Annotated in this window: 22 protein-coding genes; 12 read left to right on the top strand and 10 right to left on the bottom strand. The window is 71.9% G+C overall.

The features are described 5' to 3' along the window. The first annotated feature begins 47 nt into the window (after positions 1-47). From ABZ815_RS38960 to ABZ815_RS38940, 5 genes are all read left to right on the top strand, one after another. Positions 48-404 carry a BlaI/MecI/CopY family transcriptional regulator gene (locus ABZ815_RS38960; protein WP_357706232.1) on the top strand — a complete coding sequence of 119 codons (357 nt, stop codon included), beginning with the start codon at positions 48-50 and terminating at the stop codon, positions 402-404. Further along, positions 401-1,306 carry a M56 family metallopeptidase gene (locus tag ABZ815_RS38955; RefSeq protein WP_357706231.1) on the top strand — a complete coding sequence of 302 codons (906 nt, stop codon included), beginning with the start codon at positions 401-403 and terminating at the stop codon, positions 1,304-1,306. The genes ABZ815_RS38960 and ABZ815_RS38955 overlap by 4 nt, the downstream gene beginning before the upstream one ends. 61 nt (positions 1,307-1,367) lie before the next feature. Next, positions 1,368-1,862: a helix-turn-helix transcriptional regulator gene (locus tag ABZ815_RS38950; protein WP_357706230.1), complete on the top strand. Its 495-nt coding sequence runs from the start codon at positions 1,368-1,370 to the stop codon at positions 1,860-1,862. Positions 1,863-1,865: 3 nt separating this feature from the next. Next, a complete protein-coding gene (locus ABZ815_RS38945; protein WP_357706229.1) occupies positions 1,866-2,276 on the top strand; it encodes a hypothetical protein in 411 nt (136 codons plus the stop codon). Positions 2,277-2,400: 124 nt separating this feature from the next. Continuing rightward, entirely contained in the window at positions 2,401-2,760 is a 360-nt protein-coding gene (locus ABZ815_RS38940; RefSeq protein WP_357706228.1) for a DUF2516 family protein, read from the top strand. A gap of 1 nt (position 2,761) precedes the next feature. Here the strand turns inward: ABZ815_RS38940 and ABZ815_RS38935 are convergent, their stop codons facing one another. Beyond that, a complete protein-coding gene (locus ABZ815_RS38935; RefSeq protein WP_357706227.1) occupies positions 2,762-3,370 on the bottom strand; it encodes an SGNH/GDSL hydrolase family protein in 609 nt (202 codons plus the stop codon). Positions 3,371-3,485: 115 nt separating this feature from the next. Between ABZ815_RS38935 and ABZ815_RS38930 the strand changes: the two genes are divergently transcribed. Next, positions 3,486-4,220 (top strand): alanyl-tRNA editing protein, encoded by a 735-nt coding sequence (locus ABZ815_RS38930; protein WP_357706226.1) that lies wholly within the window; start codon positions 3,486-3,488, stop codon positions 4,218-4,220. On the opposite strand, the gene ABZ815_RS38925 is transcribed toward ABZ815_RS38930, so the two are convergent. After that, positions 4,217-5,134 (bottom strand): TetR/AcrR family transcriptional regulator C-terminal domain-containing protein, encoded by a 918-nt coding sequence (locus ABZ815_RS38925; protein WP_357706225.1) that lies wholly within the window; start codon positions 5,132-5,134, stop codon positions 4,217-4,219. The two genes, ABZ815_RS38930 and ABZ815_RS38925, sit on opposite strands and share 4 nt — an antisense overlap. Positions 5,135-5,245: 111 nt before the next feature. Here ABZ815_RS38925 and ABZ815_RS38920 point away from each other — a divergent pair, with 111 nt between their 5' ends. Next, positions 5,246-6,334 carry an FAD-dependent monooxygenase gene (locus ABZ815_RS38920; protein ID WP_357706224.1) on the top strand — a complete coding sequence of 363 codons (1,089 nt, stop codon included), beginning with the start codon at positions 5,246-5,248 and terminating at the stop codon, positions 6,332-6,334. A gap of 27 nt (positions 6,335-6,361) precedes the next feature. After that, a complete protein-coding gene (locus ABZ815_RS38915) occupies positions 6,362-7,966 on the top strand; it encodes a DUF2207 domain-containing protein (protein ID WP_357706223.1) in 1,605 nt (534 codons plus the stop codon). Here ABZ815_RS38915 and ABZ815_RS38910 read toward each other — a convergent pair. Then, positions 7,963-8,871, bottom strand: coding sequence for an asparaginase (locus ABZ815_RS38910; protein ID WP_357706222.1), 909 nt, complete (start codon positions 8,869-8,871; stop codon positions 7,963-7,965). The two genes, ABZ815_RS38915 and ABZ815_RS38910, sit on opposite strands and share 4 nt — an antisense overlap. 60 nt (positions 8,872-8,931) lie before the next feature. Here ABZ815_RS38910 and dtd point away from each other — a divergent pair, with 60 nt between their 5' ends. Next, on the top strand, positions 8,932-9,363 hold the full coding sequence (dtd, locus tag ABZ815_RS38905; protein WP_357706221.1) for a D-aminoacyl-tRNA deacylase: 432 nt from the start codon (positions 8,932-8,934) through the stop codon (positions 9,361-9,363). A gap of 4 nt (positions 9,364-9,367) precedes the next feature. On the opposite strand, the gene ABZ815_RS38900 is transcribed toward dtd, so the two are convergent. From ABZ815_RS38900 to ABZ815_RS38885, 4 genes are all read right to left on the bottom strand, one after another. After that, positions 9,368-10,306, bottom strand: coding sequence for a folate-binding protein (locus ABZ815_RS38900; RefSeq protein ID WP_357706220.1), 939 nt, complete (start codon positions 10,304-10,306; stop codon positions 9,368-9,370). A 51-nt stretch (positions 10,307-10,357) separates the two neighbouring features. Next, entirely contained in the window at positions 10,358-10,771 is a 414-nt protein-coding gene (locus tag ABZ815_RS38895) for a Fur family transcriptional regulator (RefSeq protein ID WP_352319736.1), read from the bottom strand. A 322-nt stretch (positions 10,772-11,093) separates the two neighbouring features. Beyond that, the gene (locus tag ABZ815_RS38890; protein WP_357706219.1) at positions 11,094-11,390 is read right to left on the bottom strand and encodes a DUF2470 domain-containing protein; all 297 of its coding nucleotides are present in this window, start codon (positions 11,388-11,390) and stop codon (positions 11,094-11,096) included. Positions 11,391-11,392: 2 nt separating this feature from the next. Then, the gene (locus ABZ815_RS38885; protein ID WP_357706218.1) at positions 11,393-11,881 is read right to left on the bottom strand and encodes an FABP family protein; all 489 of its coding nucleotides are present in this window, start codon (positions 11,879-11,881) and stop codon (positions 11,393-11,395) included. 68 nt (positions 11,882-11,949) lie between these two features. On the opposite strand from ABZ815_RS38885, the gene ABZ815_RS38880 reads away from it, so the two are divergent. Both ABZ815_RS38880 and ABZ815_RS38875 read left to right on the top strand, forming a co-directional pair. Continuing rightward, positions 11,950-13,443, top strand: coding sequence for a sugar-binding protein (locus ABZ815_RS38880; protein ID WP_357706217.1), 1,494 nt, complete (start codon positions 11,950-11,952; stop codon positions 13,441-13,443). Between the two features lie 9 nt (positions 13,444-13,452). Then, positions 13,453-13,815 carry a DsrE family protein gene (locus ABZ815_RS38875; RefSeq protein ID WP_357706216.1) on the top strand — a complete coding sequence of 121 codons (363 nt, stop codon included), beginning with the start codon at positions 13,453-13,455 and terminating at the stop codon, positions 13,813-13,815. Positions 13,816-13,819: 4 nt separating this feature from the next. On the opposite strand, the gene ABZ815_RS38870 is transcribed toward ABZ815_RS38875, so the two are convergent. Further along, on the bottom strand, positions 13,820-14,533 hold the full coding sequence (locus ABZ815_RS38870) for a glutamine amidotransferase (RefSeq protein ID WP_357706215.1): 714 nt from the start codon (positions 14,531-14,533) through the stop codon (positions 13,820-13,822). Beyond that, positions 14,523-15,752 carry a MurT ligase domain-containing protein gene (locus ABZ815_RS38865; protein ID WP_357706214.1) on the bottom strand — a complete coding sequence of 410 codons (1,230 nt, stop codon included), beginning with the start codon at positions 15,750-15,752 and terminating at the stop codon, positions 14,523-14,525. The genes ABZ815_RS38870 and ABZ815_RS38865 overlap by 11 nt, the downstream gene beginning before the upstream one ends. A 173-nt stretch (positions 15,753-15,925) precedes the next feature. Between ABZ815_RS38865 and ABZ815_RS38860 the strand changes: the two genes are divergently transcribed. Then, entirely contained in the window at positions 15,926-16,345 is a 420-nt protein-coding gene (locus ABZ815_RS38860; RefSeq protein ID WP_357706213.1) for a DUF2992 family protein, read from the top strand. A gap of 19 nt (positions 16,346-16,364) precedes the next feature. On the opposite strand, the gene ABZ815_RS38855 is transcribed toward ABZ815_RS38860, so the two are convergent. Continuing rightward, positions 16,365-19,334, bottom strand: coding sequence for an ATP-binding protein (locus tag ABZ815_RS38855; RefSeq protein WP_357706212.1), 2,970 nt, complete (start codon positions 19,332-19,334; stop codon positions 16,365-16,367). Positions 19,335-19,338: the final 4 nt, after the last annotated feature.

The following is a 19,338-nucleotide window of genomic DNA, read 5'->3' as shown; positions in this document are numbered from 1 at the left end:
CGCTCCCGGATGCCAGCTCGACGCTTTGTAGAGCTACCCTGAAGGGCGTGAAGGGTCTTGGCGAGCTTGAGCGCAGCATCATGGACATCCTCTGGGCGGAGCACAGCGCGTTGACCGCCCGCGAGGTCGGCAGGCTCATTGCCGATCGCGACCTCGCCCCCACGACGGTGATGACCGTACTCGACCGCCTCACGCGCAAGGGCTTCCTGGATCGGACCAGGGACGGCCGCGCGTGGCGTTACGAACCGGCCGCGAGCCGTGACGCCTACATCGCCGAGCTTATGCTTGAGGCGTTGGACCTGACGGGCGACCGCTCGGCCGCCCTGACCCGCTTCGCCCAGGCCGTGTCGGGCCCGGAGGCGGAGATCCTGCGGAGAGCTCTCACGGAGCTGGAGGAAGAGTGATCACGGCAGCGGTGCTAGCGGCGCTCGCCACGGCGTGCGCGCTCGGCTCCTGGCGTTTCACGACGGCCCGGTGGACCTCCCGCGCCCCGAAACTCGCCATCATCGTCTGGCAGTCCCTGGGCGTGGCCTGGGGCCTGGCCACCACCGGCGCCATGCTGGCCTACGCGGTCACGCCCTACGACGTGGGCGTGCTGCCGGGGCTGATCGCCTTCGCGCGCGGGGAGACGCCGTCCGAGGCGTGGGACCCGCTGCACGTGCTGGCCATGATCGCCGGTCTCACCTCGCTGGCGGTGCTGGTCGTGGTGCTGCTGACGGCCGGCGTGCAGGCGTTGCGCGCGCGGCGGCGGCATCGTGTGCTGCTCGCGCTCATCTCCCGCGACGATCCCGGCGTTCCTGGGGTGCGGGTGCTCGACCATCCGAGCGCGGCGGCGTACTGCGTGCCGGGGTTGCGCTCGCAGGTCGTGGTCAGCGCGGGCGCGCTGGAGCTGCTGTCGTCCGACGAGATGGCGGCCGTGCTGGCGCACGAGGCCGCCCACGTGCGCGAGCGGCACGACCTGGTGCTGCTGCCGTTCGCCGCGCTGCGCCGGGCGCTGCCCTGGTCGAAGGTGGTGGCCGACGCACAGGCGCAGGTGGAGCTGCTGATCGAGATGGCCGCCGACGACCGTGCCCGCCGCTACTGCTCGCCGCGCAGGCTGGCCACGGCGCTGCTCAGGTTCGGTACGGCCGGCGCCTTGCCGACCCCGCAGGGCATGCTCGGCGTGCACGCGCACCACGTCATGGCCCGGGTGGACCGCCTGATCAAGCCGGCGCCGGAATTGTCAGCATCTGTCCGGTACGGCTACCTCGCCCTCTCTGTGAGCTTGCTCACCGCCACACCCTTCCTGTGGGTCTACCAGCTCTGACTGCTTGCTGGTGTTAGCCATTCCGTTTGCAATTGCAAGCACGGGACGGCAGACTGTCGGTATGGCACTACCGAAGGTCGGCTCGATCGGCGAATACATCCGCGAGCAACGGCAACAGGCGAAGATCTCGCTGCGCCAGCTCGCGCAGGCGGCAGGGGTCTCCAACCCCTACCTCAGCCAGATCGAGCGCGGGCTGCGCAAGCCGAGCGCGGAGATCCTCAACCAGATCGCCAAGGGTCTGCGGATCTCCTCGCAGGCGCTCTACGTGCAGGCCGGCCTCATCGAGGACCGGGAGCCGCCGAGCGACGTGATCACCGCGATCAACGCCGACACCTTGCTCACCGAGCGCCAGCGCCAGGTGCTGATCGACATCTATGAATCGTTCCGCAAGGAGAACCGCACCGAGGGCGAGCAGACCTCCCAGAACGCCCGCCCTCAGCACGACTCCACCGCGGACGACGAGCCGCCGCTGCCCGAGGAGTATCTCGCCGCGCTTGAGCCCTACGCGGCCTCCCCCGGCAACGGGACCGTCACCCAGGAAACCAAGGAAGGTTAACCCATGACGCTCGCCACCGAGGTCAAGAAGCTCACCGACTCCAAGCCCTTCTACGCGTTCGCGGGCGCCGGCGACTTCGCCGTGGAGAAGCTGCGCGAGCTGCCCGAGCAGCTCCGCCAGCTCCAGTCCCGCCGCTCGGAGCTGGCCAAGGACCTGCCGGAGAAGACCCGCGCGTACGCCGACAAGGCCGAGGGCTTCGTCCGCGAGTTCCCCGAGAAGGCCCGCGAGTACGCCGACCAGCTGAGCAACAAGGCCACCGAGGTCTACGAGGACTTCGCCAGCCGTGGCCGCAAGGTCGTCAGCAAGACGACCGGCGAGGCCGCCCTTGAGCTGGAGGAGGTGTCGGAGGCCGCCGAGCCGCCCGTCGCCGAGCCCGTCAAGAAGACGACCCGCGCCCCTCGGGCCAAGGCCTGACCGAGCGAAAGGGCCCGCCTCCCCGGAGGCGGGCCCTTTTCTCTTCCGGTGCCCGCTTGTCGGGGACGCCTATTAGGCTGGGGCCGATTTCTTCGCGGCGTTGGGTGGAGCCAGCAACATGAATATGATCAACGGCGTTTTCAACTTCCTCTTCTTGGTGCTCGCCGCCGTCATCTTCGGCATGTCGGTCTACGCGCTGGTCCACGCGGCGCGGGTGCCGACCAACGCGTTCGTCTCGGCGGGCAAGCTGCAGAAGAAGATCTGGCTGCTCATCCTCGCGCTGGCGACGTTGCTCTCCGGCGGCGGCGCGCTGGGTTACTTCAACGACTTCATGCTGGTCGGCGGCTTCAGGTTCATCGGGCTCAACGGCATCGGCCTGTTCTCCATCCTGGCCGTCATCGCCGCCACCATCTACATCGTCGACGTGAAGCCCGCCGTCAAGGGCATGGGCCGCGGCAACAGCGGCCCCTACGGCCCCTGGTAGATCAGGCCAGCTCGCCCGCCAGCCACGCGGCGATGCGCTCGTGCCCGGCGAACGTGGGATGCACGCCGTCGGGCAACACCGTCTCCGACGGCCTGCCGGTCACCCATTTGCGGCGCATCGGGTCGAGGAACGGCACACCCGCGGCGTCCGCCACCTCCGCCAGGGCGTCGCGCACGCGATAGGCCTTGGCCGGGGTGTCCTCCAGCCAGATCGGGCCGACCATGACGACCTTGGTGACCGGCCAGCGGCGGCGCACCTCGGCGAGCAGGCCGGTGGCCGCCTCGCGCACCTGCCCGGTGCTCCAGCGCTGGTCGTTGTGGCCGCCGGAGATGACCAGCACGTCGGGGGCCGGCCGCCAGGCCAGTTCCTCCTCGAACGACCGCCGGAACGTGCGGCCCACCTTGCCCTCGTTGAGGTAGCCGGTGCCACCGGCACCGGCGATCACCGGCTGCCAGCCGAGCAGGCGCGCCGACTCCGAGGCGTAGGTCCGCCAGGGCGGCACGGGCCCTGAGCCGACCGTGAAGCTGTCACCCACGAACATCATCACCGGGACCGCCGGGCGGGCCGGAGGGACGGCCTCGGGCGCCCGCTGCGGCGGCGTACCGGCCACTGCACTACTACATGCCGAAACTCCAGCAAAAATCCCCATTATCGCGATGACCGGGGCGATTCTTCCTCGAAGCATCAGGCCACGCATTATCACCCCGGGGCACTAGGCTGCCGATATGACCGCCGACCTCCACGGACGCACGCAGCGGCTCGAACTGTCCGACCAGAGCCTGCGGGACTTCGAAGCCGTCGTGCTGGACGCGACGCCTGAGGGGATCGTGCTGAGCAGGTCGGCATTCTATCCAGGCGGGGGCGGCCAGCCGGCCGATCACGGAGTTCTGGTCTGGCAGGGTGTGGAGACGCGCATCGTCGGGGTGCGCAAAGGCGACGACCTCTTCCTGATCCCCGCCGAGGGCGACCCGATCCCGCCCGCCGGCACGGTGGTGGAGGCGGCCGTGGCCGACGCCCGCCGGTCGGCGCTCATGCGTACGCACTCGGGGCTCCACGTGCTGTGCGGCGTCGTGTTCAGGGACTACGGCTGCCTGGTCACCGGCGGCAACATGGACGAGCTGAGCGCCCGCATGGACTTCAACCTGCCCGAGGTGCCGCCCGGCTTCAAGGAGGCCGTCGAGGACGCCTGCAACGCCGAGATCGTCGCCGACCGGCGCATCGACGTGCGCGTGCTGCCCAGGCGGGAGGCGTTCGAGATCCCCGACATCATCCGCACGGCCACGAACCTGGTGCCCGAGGCCGTCCAGGACGTGCGCATCGTCGACATCGTGGGCCTCGACACGCAGGCCGACGGCGGCACCCACGTGGCCTCGACCAAGCAGATCGGCCGCATCAAGGTGGCCAAGATCGAGAGCAAGGGGCGCGGCTTCCGCCGGCTGCGCATCGCGATCTCCGACTAGCGCCCTTCGACCAGCCCGGCGAGCCCGTCGAGCAGCGCGTCGAGGCCGAAGGCGAAGAGCCGGTCGAGGTCGAGGTCGAACTCGCCGCCCAGCTCCTCGACGACGCCTGTGAAGGCGGTCAGCCGCCCCGACTCCGCCAGCGCCTGGAGCTCCCCTTCCCTGCTGGTCATCCATTCGTCGGCGGTCAGGCCGGTCGCGGCCTGGGCCTGCTGCTCCATCTCGATGTTGGCGGCCAGGCCCTGGACGAAGCTGAACAGCAGGGTGTGCACGTGCATCTTGCTCATGGGGTCGAGGGGCGAGCCCTCCAGCGTGCGCATGACCCACTCGGTGTGGGCGATCAGGCTGGCCGAGGGCAGCGGCCTGGTCAGTGACGTGACCCTGGCCATCCACGGGTGGGTGCGGTAGCCCGCCCACTGCACCCGGGCGGCGGTCTCCAGCCTGGCCCGCCATCCGTCGGGCGGCGGGTCGGGCAGCGGGAACTCGCGGATCACCTGGTCGATCATGAGCATGACCAGGTCGTCCTTGCCGCCGACGTGCCGGTAGAGGGACATGGTGGCCACGCCGAGCCGGCCCGCCACGCCGCGCATGGTCAGCTCGGCGAGCCCGTCGGCGTCGGCGATCTCGACGGCGGCGGCCACGATGCGGTCGCGGGTCAGGTCGTCGCCGGACGGGACGGGGGCCCGCCGCGCCCCGCCGCCGCGGATCTCGGCCACGACCGTGCCGACGCGCGGCTCGGCCACCACCACGCCCTGCCGGGCCAGCACCGTCAGCGCCTTGGCCGCCGTGGCGAGCGCGACCTCCCAGTCGCGGGCGAGCTGCCTGGTGGAGGGCACCCGGTCGCCGGGCCGCAGGCGGCCGTCGGCGATGCGCCGCCTGATGTCCTCGACGATGCGCGCGTAAGGCGGAGCGGTCATCTCGTCCCTCTCTCTGTACTAGTACAGATCTTATCAGCGCAGCCTTGTGAGCCGCTGTATGTACGTCGTACATTCAGTTGTGCGTACGACGTCAACAGCAAGGAGCGCATCATGAAGGTTCTCGTCTCGGGGGCGAGCGTCGGGGGTCCCGCCCTGGCCCACTGGCTGCGGCGGCGCGGCTTCGAGGTCACGCTCGTCGAGCGCGCCCCGCGCCCGCGCAAGGGCGGCCAGGCCGTCGACCTCCGGGGCGCCGCCCTGGTCGTGGCCGACCGCATGGACATCCTGGAGCAGGTCAGGGCGGCCCGGACGACCATGCGCGGCATGTCCATGTACGACGGCGACGGCAACGAGATCATGCGCAGCACCGAGGAGACCGTCAGCGGCGGCCGGCTCGACAGCCCGGACGTCGAGATCGCCCGCGACGACCTCACCGCCATCCTCGACGCCGTCACCGACGCCCCCTGCCGGTACGGCGACTCCGTCGCCACCCTCACCCAGGACGACGGAGGCGTGGACGTGACCTTCGACAGCGGCGTCCGGGAACGCTACGACTACGTGATCGGCGCCGACGGGCTGCACTCCAACGTCAGGAAGCTGACCTTCGGCCCGGAGCAGCCCTTCCTCAAGCACCTCGGCATGTACGTCTCCATCTACACCGCCGACAACTTCCTCGGCCTGGACCACTGGCAGGTCTGGCATCGAGAGGGCGAGGCCGGGTTCGGCCTGTTCAGCGACCGGGACACGGCGGTGATGAAGGTCAACATGGGCTTCGCCGCGGGCCCGCTCGGCTACGACCACCGCGACGTCGAGCAGCAGAGGCGCCTGGTCCAGGAGCACTGCTCGGGGCTGCGCTGGCAGGCGCCCAAGCTGCTGGAGGCCATGTGGCGGGCCGACGACTTCTACTTCGACGCCATGGCCCAGGTCGAGATGGACCGCTGGTCGAAGGGCAGGGTGGCGCTGATCGGCGACGCCGGCTACTGCCCCTCGCCGCTGTCGGGGCAGGGCACCAGTCTGGCCCTGGTGGGGGCGTACGTGCTGGCCGAGGAGCTGGGCCGGGCCCCCGAGGGGGCGTTCGACCGGTACGAGCGGCGCATGCGGCCCTACGTCGCCCTCAACCAGGCTCTCGCCCTGGAGAACCCCGGCATGGCCGCCTCGCCCGAGAGCGTGCGCCGGGCGGCCGACGGCATCACCCTGGATTGACACCCGCAACCGCTACGATGTCCCGCCATGACGGGTTTCAGACTCACGTTGGCCGCCCTGGGAGCCACCGCGCTGACGTTGCTGGCCACCCCCGCCCTGGCGGAGGCCGGGATCACGGACCAGGTGACGATGACGCTCGCCAAGGACGGCACGCTCCACGTGGTCGAGAAGATCACCGGAGGGTCCGGCGGCCTCAAGCGCACCCTCCTCACCAGGACCCGCTACGACGACGGCAACGACCGCGTCTACCAGGTCGCCAACGTCAAGGGCGGCAAGCTCGACGGCGACGTCCTGACGGTGACGGGCCAGACCGTCGAGTACGACGTCAAGGGCGCGGTGACCACCTCCGGCGGCGTCGAGGAGCTGCGCTGGTTCGCCGTCAGCGGCTGGAACGTCGCCGTGGCCAAGGCGACCGTCCAGGTCCACGGGCCCGGCCAGGTGCAGAACCTGTCGTGCTTCGCCGGCGACCTGACCTCGGCCATCGGCTGCACCGCGGCCACGATGGACCACACCGGCACGCAGGCCGACTTCGAGCAGGAGAACCTCGCGCCGGGCCAGGCCCTGACGGTGGTCGTCGGCTACCCCAAGGGCTCCAGCTCCGGGGCGCCCATCCTGGAGAGGCGCTTCTCGCTGGCCTCGGCGTTCACCCTCGACCTGGTCACCGGCGGCGCCCTGGCCGGCCTGCTGGTGCTGCTGCTCGGCGGCGTCGGCCTGCTCTACTGGACGCGCGGCCGGGACGCCCGGGTCGCGGGCCATGAGAAGGGCACGGTCGATCCCATCCAGAACGGACACTTCACCCCGCCGGACGGCGTGCGTCCCGGCCAGATCGGCACGCTGGTGGACGAGCAGGCCGACGTGGTCGACGTCACCGCCACCATCGTCGACCTGGCCGTCCGCGGCTACCTGCGGATCGACGAGCAGCCCCGTCAGGCCTACGACGCTCCCGACTGGATGCTGGTCAGGCTGCCGAACGCGCCGGTCAACGCGCTGCTGCCGTACGAGCGGGCCCTGTACGACGCCGTCTTCGACGGGCGCGACACGGTGCTGCTGTCACAGCTGTCCGGCTCGTTCACCGGCCATCTGGGCAAGGTGCGCGACGCGCTCTACACCGACGTGGTCGCGCAGGGCTGGTTCGCCCGCCGTCCCGACACCGAGCGCACCCGGTGGACGACGATCGGCGTCGTGCTGATCGGGCTGGGCCTGCTGGCCACGGTCGGGCTGGCCTGGTTCACCACGTACGGGCTGCTGGGGCTGGCCCTGGTCATCGCGGGCGGCGCGCTGGCCGTCGGCGGCCAGTACATGCCGGCCAAGACCGCCAAGGGCTCGGCCGCGCTCGCGCACACGATGGGCTTCCGCGAGTACCTGTTCTCCGGCGACCTGGGCGAGGTGCCCGAGCAGCACCGGGTGGAGCTGTTCTCGCGCTACCTGCCGTACGCGGTGATCTTCGACGGGGTCGAGCACTGGGCGCGGGTGGTGGCCTCGGTGACCGGCAACGGCCACCAGGCCGACAACCTCTACTGGTACCACGGGCCGGCGGAGTGGGACCTGTCCAAGTTCGCCGGGTCGATGCGCACGTTCACCACGACGACCTCGGGGGCCATCTCCGCCAGCCGCCAGTTCCGCAGCCTCTAGCGGATCCGCAACTCGCCCACCGGCCGGCCGCCGCCCAGCAGCGCCGGCCGGGCCAGCTCGGCCAGCTCGGGGGCGTCCAGGCCGAGCGAGCGCAGGGCCGCCACGGTGACGGGCACGCGGGCCCGCGTGGAGCCGTCCTCGACCTTGATCGTGCCGGCCCGGCCGTCCTCGAACGCGAACGCGTCGAACGCCTCCGCGCCCGCCTTCAGCATCAGCCCGGGGATCGCCCGCATGATCCTGGCCTCGGGCCGGTCGGTGCCGGACGTCCACTCGGGGTAGGTCCGCATGGCGTCGAAGATCCGCCGCTCGTGCGAGCCCTCCGCGGCCAGCGGGAACGCCCTGAACGCCTTGGTGACGCCGAGCATCGACACGAAGAACAGCGGCGCGCCGCAGCCGTCCACGCCGGAGGCGGCCACGCGCTCGCCGGTCAGGTCCTCGACCGTCGCGCGGATCGCGCGCTGGAGCGGGTGCGCGGGCTCCAGGTACGTCGTGAGCGGCCAGTCGTTGAGCACACAGGTGGCCAGCATGGCGGCGTGCTTGCCGGAGCAGTTCATGTAGACCCTGCCGAACTCGATCGAGGTGCGCTCGAACGGGTGGTCCTCCGGACACAGCAGGGCGGACTCATCCAGGCCCGCTCCGGCCAGGATGTTCCGCACGCCGTCCACGTGGAACGCCTCACCGGAGTGCGAGGCGCAGGCCAGCGCCAGCAGCTCCCCCTCCAGCTGGAGGCCGTTGCGCATCATGCCGAGCGCCTGCAGCGGCTTCATCGACGATCGCGGCGAGGCCGGCACGTGCACCGCTCCCCGCGTCTCCACGGGCACGCCTCGCGCGTCCACGGTCAACATGCGGGCCTGATGCGTGGACTCCACGAACCCCGACCGGACAACCTCGACAATCAGCGACATAACGCGCCCCCTTTCGGCACGAGTCTACGAACAGTTCTTTCTGCGCCAGAATGGGATGCCATGCGAGCAGTCGTACAACGAGTGAGCTCGGCCTCCGTCGAGGTCGAGGGGCAGACGGTCGGCGCGGTCGACGAGCCTGGGCTGCTGGTCCTGGTCGGCGTGACGCACACCGACACCCGCGCCGAGGCCGCCAAACTCGCCGCCAAGCTGTGGGGCCTGCGCGTCCTGCACGGCGAGAAGTCCTGCTCCGACGTCTCCGCCCCGCTCCTGGTGATCAGCCAGTTCACCCTCTACGGCGACGCGCGCAAGGGCAGGCGCCCCACCTGGCAGGCCGCGGCCCCTGGGCCGGTCGCCGAGCCGCTGGTGGAGGCCGTGGTCGAGGAGCTGAGGACGCTCGGCGCCCATGTGGAGACCGGCCGTTTCGGCGCCGACATGAAGGTCTCGCTGGTCAACGACGGGCCGATCACGCTCGTCCTCGACATCGACGCCTGACGGGTCAGCGGATGCGGCGGCGCAGCGAGGGGTCGATGGCGACGTTGCGGCCGGCGTCGGGGGGCACGACGACTTCCTGGGCGGCGGCCACGCCACCGGCCAGCAGCGGCGCGTCGACCGGGACCGTGCGCTTGACCACGGCCAGCGCGATCGGGCCCAGCTCGTGGTGGCGGGCGGCCGAGCCGACGACGCCGACCTCCTGGCTCTCGAAGATCACCGGGTCGCCGTGCACCGGCAGGGTGTCGACGCTGCCGTCGAGGTGCAGGAACACCAGGCGGCGCGGCGGGTGGCCCAGGTTGTGGACGCGGGCGACCGTCTCCTGGCCCCGGTAGCAGCCCTTGCTCAGGTGGACCGCCGAGCCGATCCAGTCGACCTCGTGGGGGATCGTCTTGTGGTCGGTCTCGAAGCCGAGCCGCGGCCGGTGCGCCTCGATGCGCAGCGCCTCGTACGCCCACAGCCCCGCCAGGGGCCGGCCCAGATGGTCGGCCAGCTCCGCGCGCGGCACCAGGAAGTCTTCGGTGGCCGTGGAGAGCACCGCCAGGTCGTCGGCCCGCGACACCTCCACGCGCAGCATGAACCGCATGCGGTCGAGGTAGTCGATCAGGCTCTGGGCCGTGCCGGGCTCGACGTGCGCCAGCACGCTCTCTCCGTCGTCGACCAGCGTGAGGTGGTGCAGCACGCGGCCCTGGAGGTCGAGGTCGAGCGTCTGCGTCCACTGGCCGGGCGGCAGCGCGTCGAGCTTCTGCGAGGTCAGGTCGTTGAGCCATTTCAGCCGGTCGACGCCGGAGATGCGGACCACCTCGCGGTTGCTGCGGTCGACGACCGCCTCACCCTTGGCCAGCGCGCGCTGTTCGGCGAACAGGTCGCCATAGTGCGCGGCTACGTCGGCGTCCGGCCCGTCGGCCGCGACGGCGCCGGGGAGATCGAGCAGAGGGCTACGCATGCCCTCAAGGCTATCCGCCCGCGCGACGGCGCCCGACGCCGGTGCCGCGGGTCAGCGGCAGTTGCTGCACCGGCCGAACACCGTGAGGTGATGGACGTCGGCCGCGAACCCCAGCTCCTCGTCGAGCCCCTTCACCAGCCCCTCGGCCAGCTCGGGACGCACCTCGAAGACCTCGTCGCACCCCCGGCACACCAGATGGACGTGGTCGGCCTCGGCCGCCAGGTGGTAGGTCGGCGCGCCGTGGCCGAGATGGGTGTGGGTGACCATGCCGAGCTCTTCGAGCAGCTCCAGCGTGCGGTAGACGGTCGAGATGTTGACCCCGCGCGCCGTCTCGCGGACCTTGGTGCAGATCTCCTCGGGCGTCGCGTGCTCCAGATCCTTGACCGCTTCGAGCACGAGCTGCCGCTGCGGGGTGACCCGGTAGCCCTTGGCGCGGAGTTCCTCGTGCCACTGCGTCTCGGTCATGCCCCGAGTGTAAAGCGCACGATCGCCTGTTCGCGGCCGTCCGATAATTACTTGCCCCCGGCGCGCGCGACCGCATAGCTTCATGAGTACGCGGAAAGGAGGTGGTCCGAATAATGGATAGTCATAGTCGGGCTAGCGAGGTGGTTGTCCGCTAGCGCTGCGGACTGTTGTCTCGTGTCGCAAGCGAATCCGAGGCAACCACCGGGGCCCCTGGCAGCCGGAGGGCGGGATGACGCATCCCGGCCATGGTCCATCCGGCCCGTCTGCTCGGCAGGCGGAGTGTTGCCCGGGGCCCTCTTTGTTTCTCCGATCGATTCTTCCCTCAGTGTTCACCGTGCGGCTCGATGCCCAGCTCGGCGCAGGCCGCCCGGTAGAGGCGCACCACCGCCTTGCGCACCTGGGCGCGCTCGGTCAGCGTCCCGCCCCACGGCACGCGCACCCGCTCGCCGCCGTCGACCGTGAACTCCATCGCCTCGGCGTCGACGTCGCTGGTCACCGCCGAGGTGGCCCCCGGCCGGCCGCCGAGCCCGCGGACGATGACCAGGGCGTCGCCGGTGTGGTCGTCGTTCATGTGGCGCTTGATCGCCTCGACGGCCTCGGGGGGAAAGGGCGAGGTCATGCTCAGGACACCTTCTTCAGCTCGGCCGACATGTGGTCGGTGAGCGGGTGGCCCATGGCCGCCATCTCGTAGGCCCACATCAGGTTGCCGTTGACCAGGCCGTAGAGGCGGTGGCCCGCGGTGTACTCCTTGGACGTGGAGGTGCGGGCCACGACGTCGGTGCGCAGCTCGATCTTGTGGAAGACGACCTCGCCGATGTAGATCTCGACGATGCCGGTCGGGTGCGCGAGCACCACCTCGATCTGCCGGTCGGGCTGCGCCCGCCAGTAGCCGGACTCGGTGGCCAGCGGCCTGACCCGGTTGCCGTCGTTGTCGAGCAGCCAGGTGCGGCTGACGTACGTCAGGAACGGCTTGCCGTTGTGGCCGAACTCGATCTCCTGGCCGAAGTTGAAGCTCTCGATCGTCGGATAGCCGCCCACGCCGGCGCCCTCCCAGCGGCCGAGCAGGAACGCGATCTGCTCCAGAGCGGGATGCACCTCAGGTTCTTCCATGCTCACCAAGCCTAGCGCCGGTGGCTAACCTTCTGAATCGGGGAGACGTTCCGTCGGGGGGAGCCGCGATGCTGGATGCCTGGGCCGTGCCGCCGCACGTCGACGTGCTGTTCGTGGGCGCCCATCCGGACGACGAGTACCAGTCGCTGTCCACGTTCGGGCAGTGGCGCGAACGCCTGGGGCTGACCACCGGCGTCGTGACGGTCACCCGCGGCGAGGGCGGCGGCAACGCCGCCGGGCCGGAGAAGGGCGCGGCGCTCGGCCGGATCAGGGAGGCCGAGGAGCGCGAGGCGGTCGCGCACGCGGGCATCCGCGACGTCTTCTACCTGGACAGACCGGACTTCTGGTACACGCTGTCGGCGCCCCTGACCGCCCGCGCGTGGGGGCCGGGCACCCTCAGGCGCATGGTCGAGACGATCAGGGCCACCACGCCCACGACCGTCGTCACGATGGACCCGCGGCCCTTCAACCAGCACGGCGGGCACCAGCTCGCCGCCCGGCTGGCCGTCGAGGCGTTCCGGCTGGCCGCCGACCCCGCCGCGTTCCCGGGGACGGGCGCGCCCTGGCGGGCCTCCCGGCTGCTGACCCAGAACTGGGGGCTGCGCGGCCCCATGGGCCCCGGCTGCGCGACGGTCGGCCTCCGCGACCCGGCCACCGGGCTGCCGCAGCTCGGCGTCTGGGAGGGCGTCCGATCGCCGCGCCACCGCGGCACGTGGGCCCAGCGGGAGCGCGACGCCGAGCGCGCGTACCGCACGCAGGGGTTCGCCTCCCGGCCGGCGAAGGTGGCCGGGCCGTTCGGGTGCGACTGGTTCTCGGTCGTCTTCGACGGCGGGCGGCCGGTGGCCGCCCCCGTCGTCGAGCAGGCCGGTCTTCGCCCCCTGTACGCCGAGTTCCGCGACTGGGCGCGCGCGGTCGGCCTGCCCTGGCTGGCCAACAGGGCACAGCCGGACTATCCCGAGCCGCCCGCCACCACGCTGCCGGTCGCCGGGCGCGCTCCCGTGCTCGACGGCGTCGCCTCCCCCGGCGAGTACGCCGGCCCCGCCCTGCGCCTGGCGCACTGGGAGGGCGAACGCTGCGCGGCGGCCGACTGCGCCGCGACCGCCCGGCTGGCCCGCCACGGCGACGACCTCTACGTCCAGGTCGAGGTCACCGACGAGGCCCGCGGCGCCGCCCTCGGGGAGTGCGAGCGCCACTGGCGCACCGACGCGGTCGAGATCGCCCTCGACCCGCGCGGCGACTCCGACGACACCTCGACCACGTTCAAGCTGGGCGTCCTGCCCTACACCGCCCGGGGCGGGCCGTGCGCCGCCCGCGACGCCGACGCCCGCCAGGGCCCCGCCCCGCGGGTACGCGTGGCCGCGGCGGCCCACCACGGCGGCTACGGCGTCGAGGTGCGCATCCCGCTCGCGCTGCTGCCCGCCCCGCCCGCCGCGCTGAGAGCGAACGTGCTCGTCTACGACTCCGACACCAAGGACAGGACCGGGCAGACGCGGCTCGCCTGGTCGCCGTTCGGCAGCGCCCAGGCCGATCCGTACGTGTGGGGTCAGGTGCGGCGGGGTTAGGGTGACGCCATGGCACGTTCATTGGTGATCAAGGTGACCGCGGGGGCGGACGCCCCTGAGCGATGCAACCAGGCCTTCACGGTGGCGGCGGCCGCGCTGGCGAGCGGCGTGCCGGTCTCGCTCTGGCTGACCGGCGAGTCGTCCTGGTTCGCCCTGCCGGGCCGGGCCGAGGAGTTCAGCCTGCCGCACGCCGCGCCGCTGGCCGACCTGCTGGAAGCCGTCCTGGCGGCGGGCCGGGTGACGCTGTGCACGCAGTGCGCCGCCCGCCGGGACATCACGGTCGACGACGTGATCGAGGGCGTGCGCATCGCCGGCGCGCCCGCGTTCGTCGAGGAGGCGGTCAGCGAAGGCGCCCAGGCCCTGATCTACTAGGCCGTCAGCCGGACAGCACGGTGTTGAGCCGCTCCTGGCGCAGGGCCTCGTAGCGGGAGTCGTCGAGGGGCGTCAGGTCGCCCACGCGCCACGACAGCAGCAGGTCGGCCAGGGCGGGGTTGCGCGCCAGCGCGGGGCCGTGCAGGTACGTGCCCACCACGTGGCCCGCGTAGCAGCCCTCGAAGCCGTCGCCGTTGCCCACCCCGGCGACCGTCTTGGACAGCGGCCGCACGCCCTGGCCCAGGTGCGTGACGCCCATGTGGTTCTCGAAGCCGGTCAGCGTGGGCAGGTTGAGCGCGGCGTCGACCTCGGCGACCAGCTCGCCCACGGCCCGCGCCGGGCCGCGCGAGCTGGCGATGTCGAGCAGGCCGATGCCGTCGACCGGCTGGCCCTCCTCGCCGCCGAACGTGCTGCCCATGATCTGGTAGCCGGCGCACACCGCCAGCATCGCCGCGCCCCGGGCGATGGCCCGCTGGAGCCCGCCGTCGCGGCGCAGGCGCTGGGCGGCCAGGATCTGCGGACGGTCCTCGCCGCCGCCGATGAGGTAGATGTCGCCGCTCTCCGGCACGGGGTCGGCCGAGCGGACGTAGACGGTCTCGACCTCGATGCCCCTGCGCTGCGCACGCTGCTCCAGGACGAGCACGTTGCCCTGGTCGCCGTACGTGCTCAGCAGGTCGGGGTAGATCCAGACGATGCTGAGGGCGCTGTCAGAGGGCACGTCCGAACTCCGATCGGATCAGCTGGAAGGCGGTGTAGTTGGCGATCACGTCGACCCGGCCGGGCGGCTGCATGGCCAGCGCCTCGGAGAACGAGCTGCACAACGTGAACGGCACGTCGGCCACGTCGAGGCGGAGCGCCAGGTCGAGCCGTCGCTCACCGGTGACGAAGACCGGACGGCCGCGCAGGATGCGGTAGTCGACGTCCCACAACCACGAGGTGTCGCGGCCGTCGGGGCCCTGCGCGTTGACCGAGAGGATGATCGGCAGCTGCGGGTCGGCGACGTCGAACGCCTCCAGCCAGCCCGCCGGGTTCTTGGCCAGCAGCAGCCGCGCGTGGCGGCCGTCGCGCTCGACCGTGGTGTAGCGGCCGGCCACCGACGTGACCTCGCGGAGCCGGGGCAGCGCCCGGTCGACCGGCAGCCCGAACGCGTCGGCCACGGCCAGCGCCATCACCGCGTTGGAGCGGTTGGCCAGGCCGGGAAGCTGGATGTCGAGCAGCCAGCGCTGCCCGCGCGGGTCGACGGCGACGTCGTCGTCGAGCATCCACTGCGGCTCGGGACGGTGGAAGGTGCACTCACGGCAGGACCAGTCGGCGTCTTTGCGGTCGAGGGGGCCGCCGCACTCGGGGCAGCACCAGGAATCTTCCTTCCAGCGCTGCCCGCCCGCGACCCAGGTGACCTTGGCGGCCGTGGAGGCCCCCCAGGTGACGAGGGGGTCGTCGCAGTTGGCGATGACGTGGGTGGGCCTGCCGGACAGCGCCCTGCGCCACTTCTGCGCGAGCAGCCAGATCTCGGCCGCGCGGTCCATCTGGTCGCGGCTGAGGTTCATCAGGCAGACGACGCCCGCGCCGGTGGTGTCGAGCACCTCCGGCAGGTACTTCTCGTCGACCTCCAGCACGCCGTAGGGGGCGCCCTTTTGCTGGGAGAGCGCCGAGACGTGGCCCGCCGGCATGTTGGCGCCGAAGGCGTTGGTGGCCACCTCGCCCATCTCCAGCAGCGCGGAGGTGATCAGCCTGGTCGTGGTGGTCTTGCCGTTGGTGGCGCTGACCAGGGCCAGCTTGCGGTCGCGGGCCAGCTTGCGCAGGAGGTCGGGCTCAAGCAGCAGGCCGACCCTGCCGCCGATCACCGAGCCGTCACCGCGCCCGGTCATCCGCGAGAGCGTGGCGGCGCTGCGTCCCAGGGCGCTGGCGAGCTGAGCCCGCAGAGGAAGCTGGGTCATGCCCATGGATCCTAGTCGCCGTTGAGTCGTACTCTGGAGTTGCACACGAAAACGCGGCCCGGTTGGTAGCCCGGGCGAAGCCTCACGTATCCGCCCTTCCAGGGATGTCCGGTGTGCCGGAAGCGGCCTGTCCAGGTCGTTTTCCCGGCATGTCTGGATGAAGGGCGGAGAAGATGGTCACGTTGTCGGTCTACCTGGACGGCCCGTTCTGGGTCGGGGTGCTGGAGGTCGCCGAAGGCGGGCGGCTGCGGGCGACCCGGTTCACCCTCGGGTCCGAGCCCACCGATCCCGAGCTGCACGCGTTCCTGATGCGCCATGGCGTCCCCCTGCTGGAGCAGGCCCATGCCGCGCCCGCCGTGGCCGCCGGGGAGCGGGTGCGGCGGGTCAACCCCAAGCGGGCGGCCAAGCTGGCGGCGCGGGCCGCGGCGCAGGTGTCCGTGCGGAGCACGGCCTCCCAGGAGGCGATGCGGCTGGAGCTGGAGAGCCGCAGGCAGGAGGCCGCGCAGGGGCGGCGGGAACGGCGGCGCGAGCTGGCCGAGCACAAGCGCGAGGTGGCCCGGCGCAAACGCCTCGAACGCCGCCGCGACCGCTAGCCGTGGCGCCCCGGGGGCGTCAGGACGAGGGCGCCTCGACGAAGGCGATCTCCGGGGCTCCCCCGTGCTCGAACGGCAGGACGAACCGCTGCGGCCACGACAGCACGCCCTCCAGCCAGCCCGCGCCCATCGTCTGGCCCACGTGCCTGATCCTGGCCGACGCCTCGATGCCGATCGCCACGTTCGTGATGTCGCGCTGCACGTTCTCGTTCTCGTCGTCGCCCAGGATCACCCGCCAGGCCAGGGCCCGGTTGTGGTCCACCTCCATGGACAGCGGGTGGTGGCGCAGGGCCTTGGCGCGGTGGCCGAGCAGCTCGGCGTGCACCAGGTCGGCGCCGCCGTTGCCGTTGGCCCCGCGGAACAGGGCGTACTCCATGGGCGGAGCCGGGCTGCGCAGGTTGGGGGCGGGCTGGCCGTACGGGAAGAGCCGGTCGACCTCGTGCAGCCAGCGCACCTGCGGGATCACCCACGACGCCCCGGGACGGTCGCCGCCGGCCTCGGCCCCGGACAGCAGCCGCGCGGCGACCTCGGCGGCCTTCTCGGTGAGCAGCGCCGGGTCGAACCAGCTCCGCAGCGACCAGGCCCGCCGCTGGACGGCGCGTTCGACCAGGGTGGCGAGCAGGCACTCGCGGCGGCGGGCGGGCAGCTCGGCCCAGGACGCCGACAGGGCGCGCGGCACGCCGGGCAGCGGCCGATTGCTGACGAAGGCGAGCACGACCGTGTCGCACCAGATGCGCAGCCACGCCCAGTCCGGCCCGTCGGCGAGGACGTCGGCCTCCCTCAGCTCCACCAGGGTGCACGCCTGGCCGGTACGGCACTGCGCCCCGCAGGCGGCCGATCTGCGCCCGCGGATGGGCGGCTGTGGGCCCGGCAGCGGCTTCTCCCGCGACTCGCCCAGCGGGACGCGCACCCGCAACGGCCGGTCCATGCCGTCGGCGAACACCGCGGCCGAGCCCGGCTGGAGCGACACGACGTGCCTGGACTGCTCGTCGCTGAGGTTCATGGCCGCGCCGACGAGCTTCCTGTCGTCCTCGGCGGGCAGCCGGTGGACGACCTTCAGCGCGGTGTTCTTCACGACGTCGGAGACGAGTTTGGTCGGGATCTGCTCGGCCACCACGATGCCCTCGCCGTACGCCCTGATCTCGGCGAGCAGGCCGGCCAGCAGCTCCACGGCGTGGGTGGAGGCCCGCCCGTGGCCGCGGTCGCGCAGCAGCCGGTGGGCCTCCTCGATCACGATGACGTGCCGCAGCCCGGCCGACTTCTCCTTCCTGGCCCGCATGCGCAGGTGCTCGACGATTCGGATGATCAGCGTGCCCATGAGGAACGCCTTGTCCTCGTCGTTGGCGACGTCCTCGATGGCGAGGACGACGTTGCGCTCCAGCAGGCCGCCGATGTCGGCCGGGTGGCCGCCCTCGAAGAAGCGCCCGGCCGAGCCGACCCGCAACGACCGCAGCCTGAGCGAGATGAAGCCCTCGACGTCGGCCTGGACCTCGCGGCCGTAGCCGATCTCCTTGATGACGTCCATGGCGTGCTGCTGGAGCTGTTCGAGCGTCGGCACGCTGGGCGGGACGTTCGAGCCGGGCACGGCGCCGCCGGTGACGACGTCCCAGCCGGTGGCCTCGTAGACCCGTTGCAGGGACAGCGACATGATCTGCGGGAACGGCTCCTCGGCGTCGAACGCCGCCATGAACAGCGCCCTGATCATGTCGATGTGCGCCTGGACGGGATAACCGGGCTCGGGTTCGAGCGGGTTGACGCTGAGCGGCACGCCCTCGGGCGCCGAGGGATTGATCACCGTCACCGGATCGGCGATGCGGCCGGCCATGGCCGCGTACTCGGACTTGGCCGGCTCGATGGCCAGCCAGGGGATGCGCGCCTCGCTGAGCTGCTCCAGCAGGTGCCGGACGGTCTGGGACTTGCCCGAGCCGGTCGCGCCGGTGACGAACGCGTGCCTGTTGAGCGTGGCCAGGGGCACCCGGAAGCTGCCCACCCCCCTGTCCTGGCCGTCGAGGATCTCGCCCAGCTCCAGCTCGCCGCCGTCGGCCTCGGAGGTCACGTCGAAGAAGCCGGAGTCGAGCACGCGTACGCCGGGGACCTCGCGCCGGGGCAGCCCGGCCAGCGCGGCCAGCGCGCCCGCGGTGGCGGCGAAGGGCGCCGCGGCGCTGTCGGCCGGGTCCTGCATGGTGATGGCCAGGGCCTCCGACAGCGCGTAGACCGCGCCGTGCGCGCTGCGCAGCCGGTACGGGTGGTGGCTCATCTCGACGGACCCGACGAGCACGGGCGCGATCTGCCGCAGCTCCTCGGCGGTGGCGCCGCCGGCCAGCACCCGCACGTTCCACAGGCCGGCCTCGCGGAAGGCGTCGAGCTCCTGCATGCGGCGCTCGGCCCGTTCGGCGTCGAACCGGGAGCGCTCGGAGGCGTCGCCGTACTGCCGCAGGACGTTGAGCTGGGTGCGCAGGTGCGCCACCTCGGCGTCGAGCAGGTCGGTCGGCTCGGCCACGACCAGCCAGGCGAACGGCCGCGACATGAGCGTGACCAGCGTCGACTCGAACAGCGTGGGCCGCCTCAGCTCGTCGGGGTCGGACCCGGCGAACTCGCGCCCCCGCCCGCCCAGCGGCGGCGCCTGGCGGCCGGGGCACGGCGTCCAGACCAGGTCGGCCAGGTCGGCCAGGTACTCCTCGTCCAGCTCGATGCCCCGCGCGCCGCCGGGGAACAGCAGTGGCTGCGGCCCGGTCGGCAGGCCGGGCACGTCGGTCGCCCGGCGTGGCTGGCGCGGCGGCGAGAGCGGGCCGGCGTTGGTGATCAGTTCGAGCGGCGCGCCGGAACCTCGCGACAGCCACCCGATGACGAACGGCCGGTCACGCTGCGCCGCCGACAGCACGGCGGGCAGCACCGTGACGAAATCCCATTCCGCCGACGAGCTTCGCGAGGGTGCGGCGATCGACTGGATCCGATACCAGGGCCCGCTCAGCGAGACACTCGGCTGCATCTTT

Origin of the sequence: Nonomuraea sp. NPDC047529 (assembly GCF_040642995.1) — a bacterium.
Taxonomy (GTDB): Bacteria; Actinomycetota; Actinomycetes; order Streptosporangiales; family Streptosporangiaceae; genus Nonomuraea.
This window is presented reverse-complemented; position numbering and strand designations above follow the sequence as displayed.

Bases quoted from the DNA above. Each gene is read 5' to 3' on its own strand.
- ABZ815_RS38895 (WP_352319736.1), bottom strand. From the start codon at position 10,771: ATGACCGAGACGCAGTGGCACGAGGAACTCCGCGCCAAGGGCTACCGG.
- ABZ815_RS38925 (WP_357706225.1), bottom strand. From the start codon at position 5,134: ATGACCGCTCCGCCTTACGCGCGCATCGTCGAGGACATCAGGCGGCGC.
- ABZ815_RS38910 (WP_357706222.1), bottom strand. From the start codon at position 8,871: ATGTCGCTGATTGTCGAGGTTGTCCGGTCGGGGTTCGTGGAGTCCACG.
- ABZ815_RS38855 (WP_357706212.1), bottom strand. From the start codon at position 19,334: ATGCAGCCGAGTGTCTCGCTGAGCGGGCCCTGGTATCGGATCCAGTCG.
- ABZ815_RS38880 (WP_357706217.1), top strand. From the start codon at position 11,950: ATGCTGGATGCCTGGGCCGTGCCGCCGCACGTCGACGTGCTGTTCGTG.
- ABZ815_RS38890 (WP_357706219.1), bottom strand. From the start codon at position 11,390: ATGACCTCGCCCTTTCCCCCCGAGGCCGTCGAGGCGATCAAGCGCCAC.
- ABZ815_RS38885 (WP_357706218.1), bottom strand. From the start codon at position 11,881: ATGGAAGAACCTGAGGTGCATCCCGCTCTGGAGCAGATCGCGTTCCTG.
- ABZ815_RS38900 (WP_357706220.1), bottom strand. From the start codon at position 10,306: ATGCGTAGCCCTCTGCTCGATCTCCCCGGCGCCGTCGCGGCCGACGGG.
- ABZ815_RS38920 (WP_357706224.1), top strand. From the start codon at position 5,246: ATGAAGGTTCTCGTCTCGGGGGCGAGCGTCGGGGGTCCCGCCCTGGCC.
- ABZ815_RS38945 (WP_357706229.1), top strand. From the start codon at position 1,866: ATGACGCTCGCCACCGAGGTCAAGAAGCTCACCGACTCCAAGCCCTTC.
- ABZ815_RS38865 (WP_357706214.1), bottom strand. From the start codon at position 15,752: ATGACCCAGCTTCCTCTGCGGGCTCAGCTCGCCAGCGCCCTGGGACGC.
- dtd (WP_357706221.1), top strand. From the start codon at position 8,932: ATGCGAGCAGTCGTACAACGAGTGAGCTCGGCCTCCGTCGAGGTCGAG.
- ABZ815_RS38940 (WP_357706228.1), top strand. From the start codon at position 2,401: ATGATCAACGGCGTTTTCAACTTCCTCTTCTTGGTGCTCGCCGCCGTC.
- ABZ815_RS38950 (WP_357706230.1), top strand. From the start codon at position 1,368: ATGGCACTACCGAAGGTCGGCTCGATCGGCGAATACATCCGCGAGCAA.
- ABZ815_RS38930 (WP_357706226.1), top strand. From the start codon at position 3,486: ATGACCGCCGACCTCCACGGACGCACGCAGCGGCTCGAACTGTCCGAC.
- ABZ815_RS38875 (WP_357706216.1), top strand. From the start codon at position 13,453: ATGGCACGTTCATTGGTGATCAAGGTGACCGCGGGGGCGGACGCCCCT.
- ABZ815_RS38860 (WP_357706213.1), top strand. From the start codon at position 15,926: ATGGTCACGTTGTCGGTCTACCTGGACGGCCCGTTCTGGGTCGGGGTG.
- ABZ815_RS38915 (WP_357706223.1), top strand. From the start codon at position 6,362: ATGACGGGTTTCAGACTCACGTTGGCCGCCCTGGGAGCCACCGCGCTG.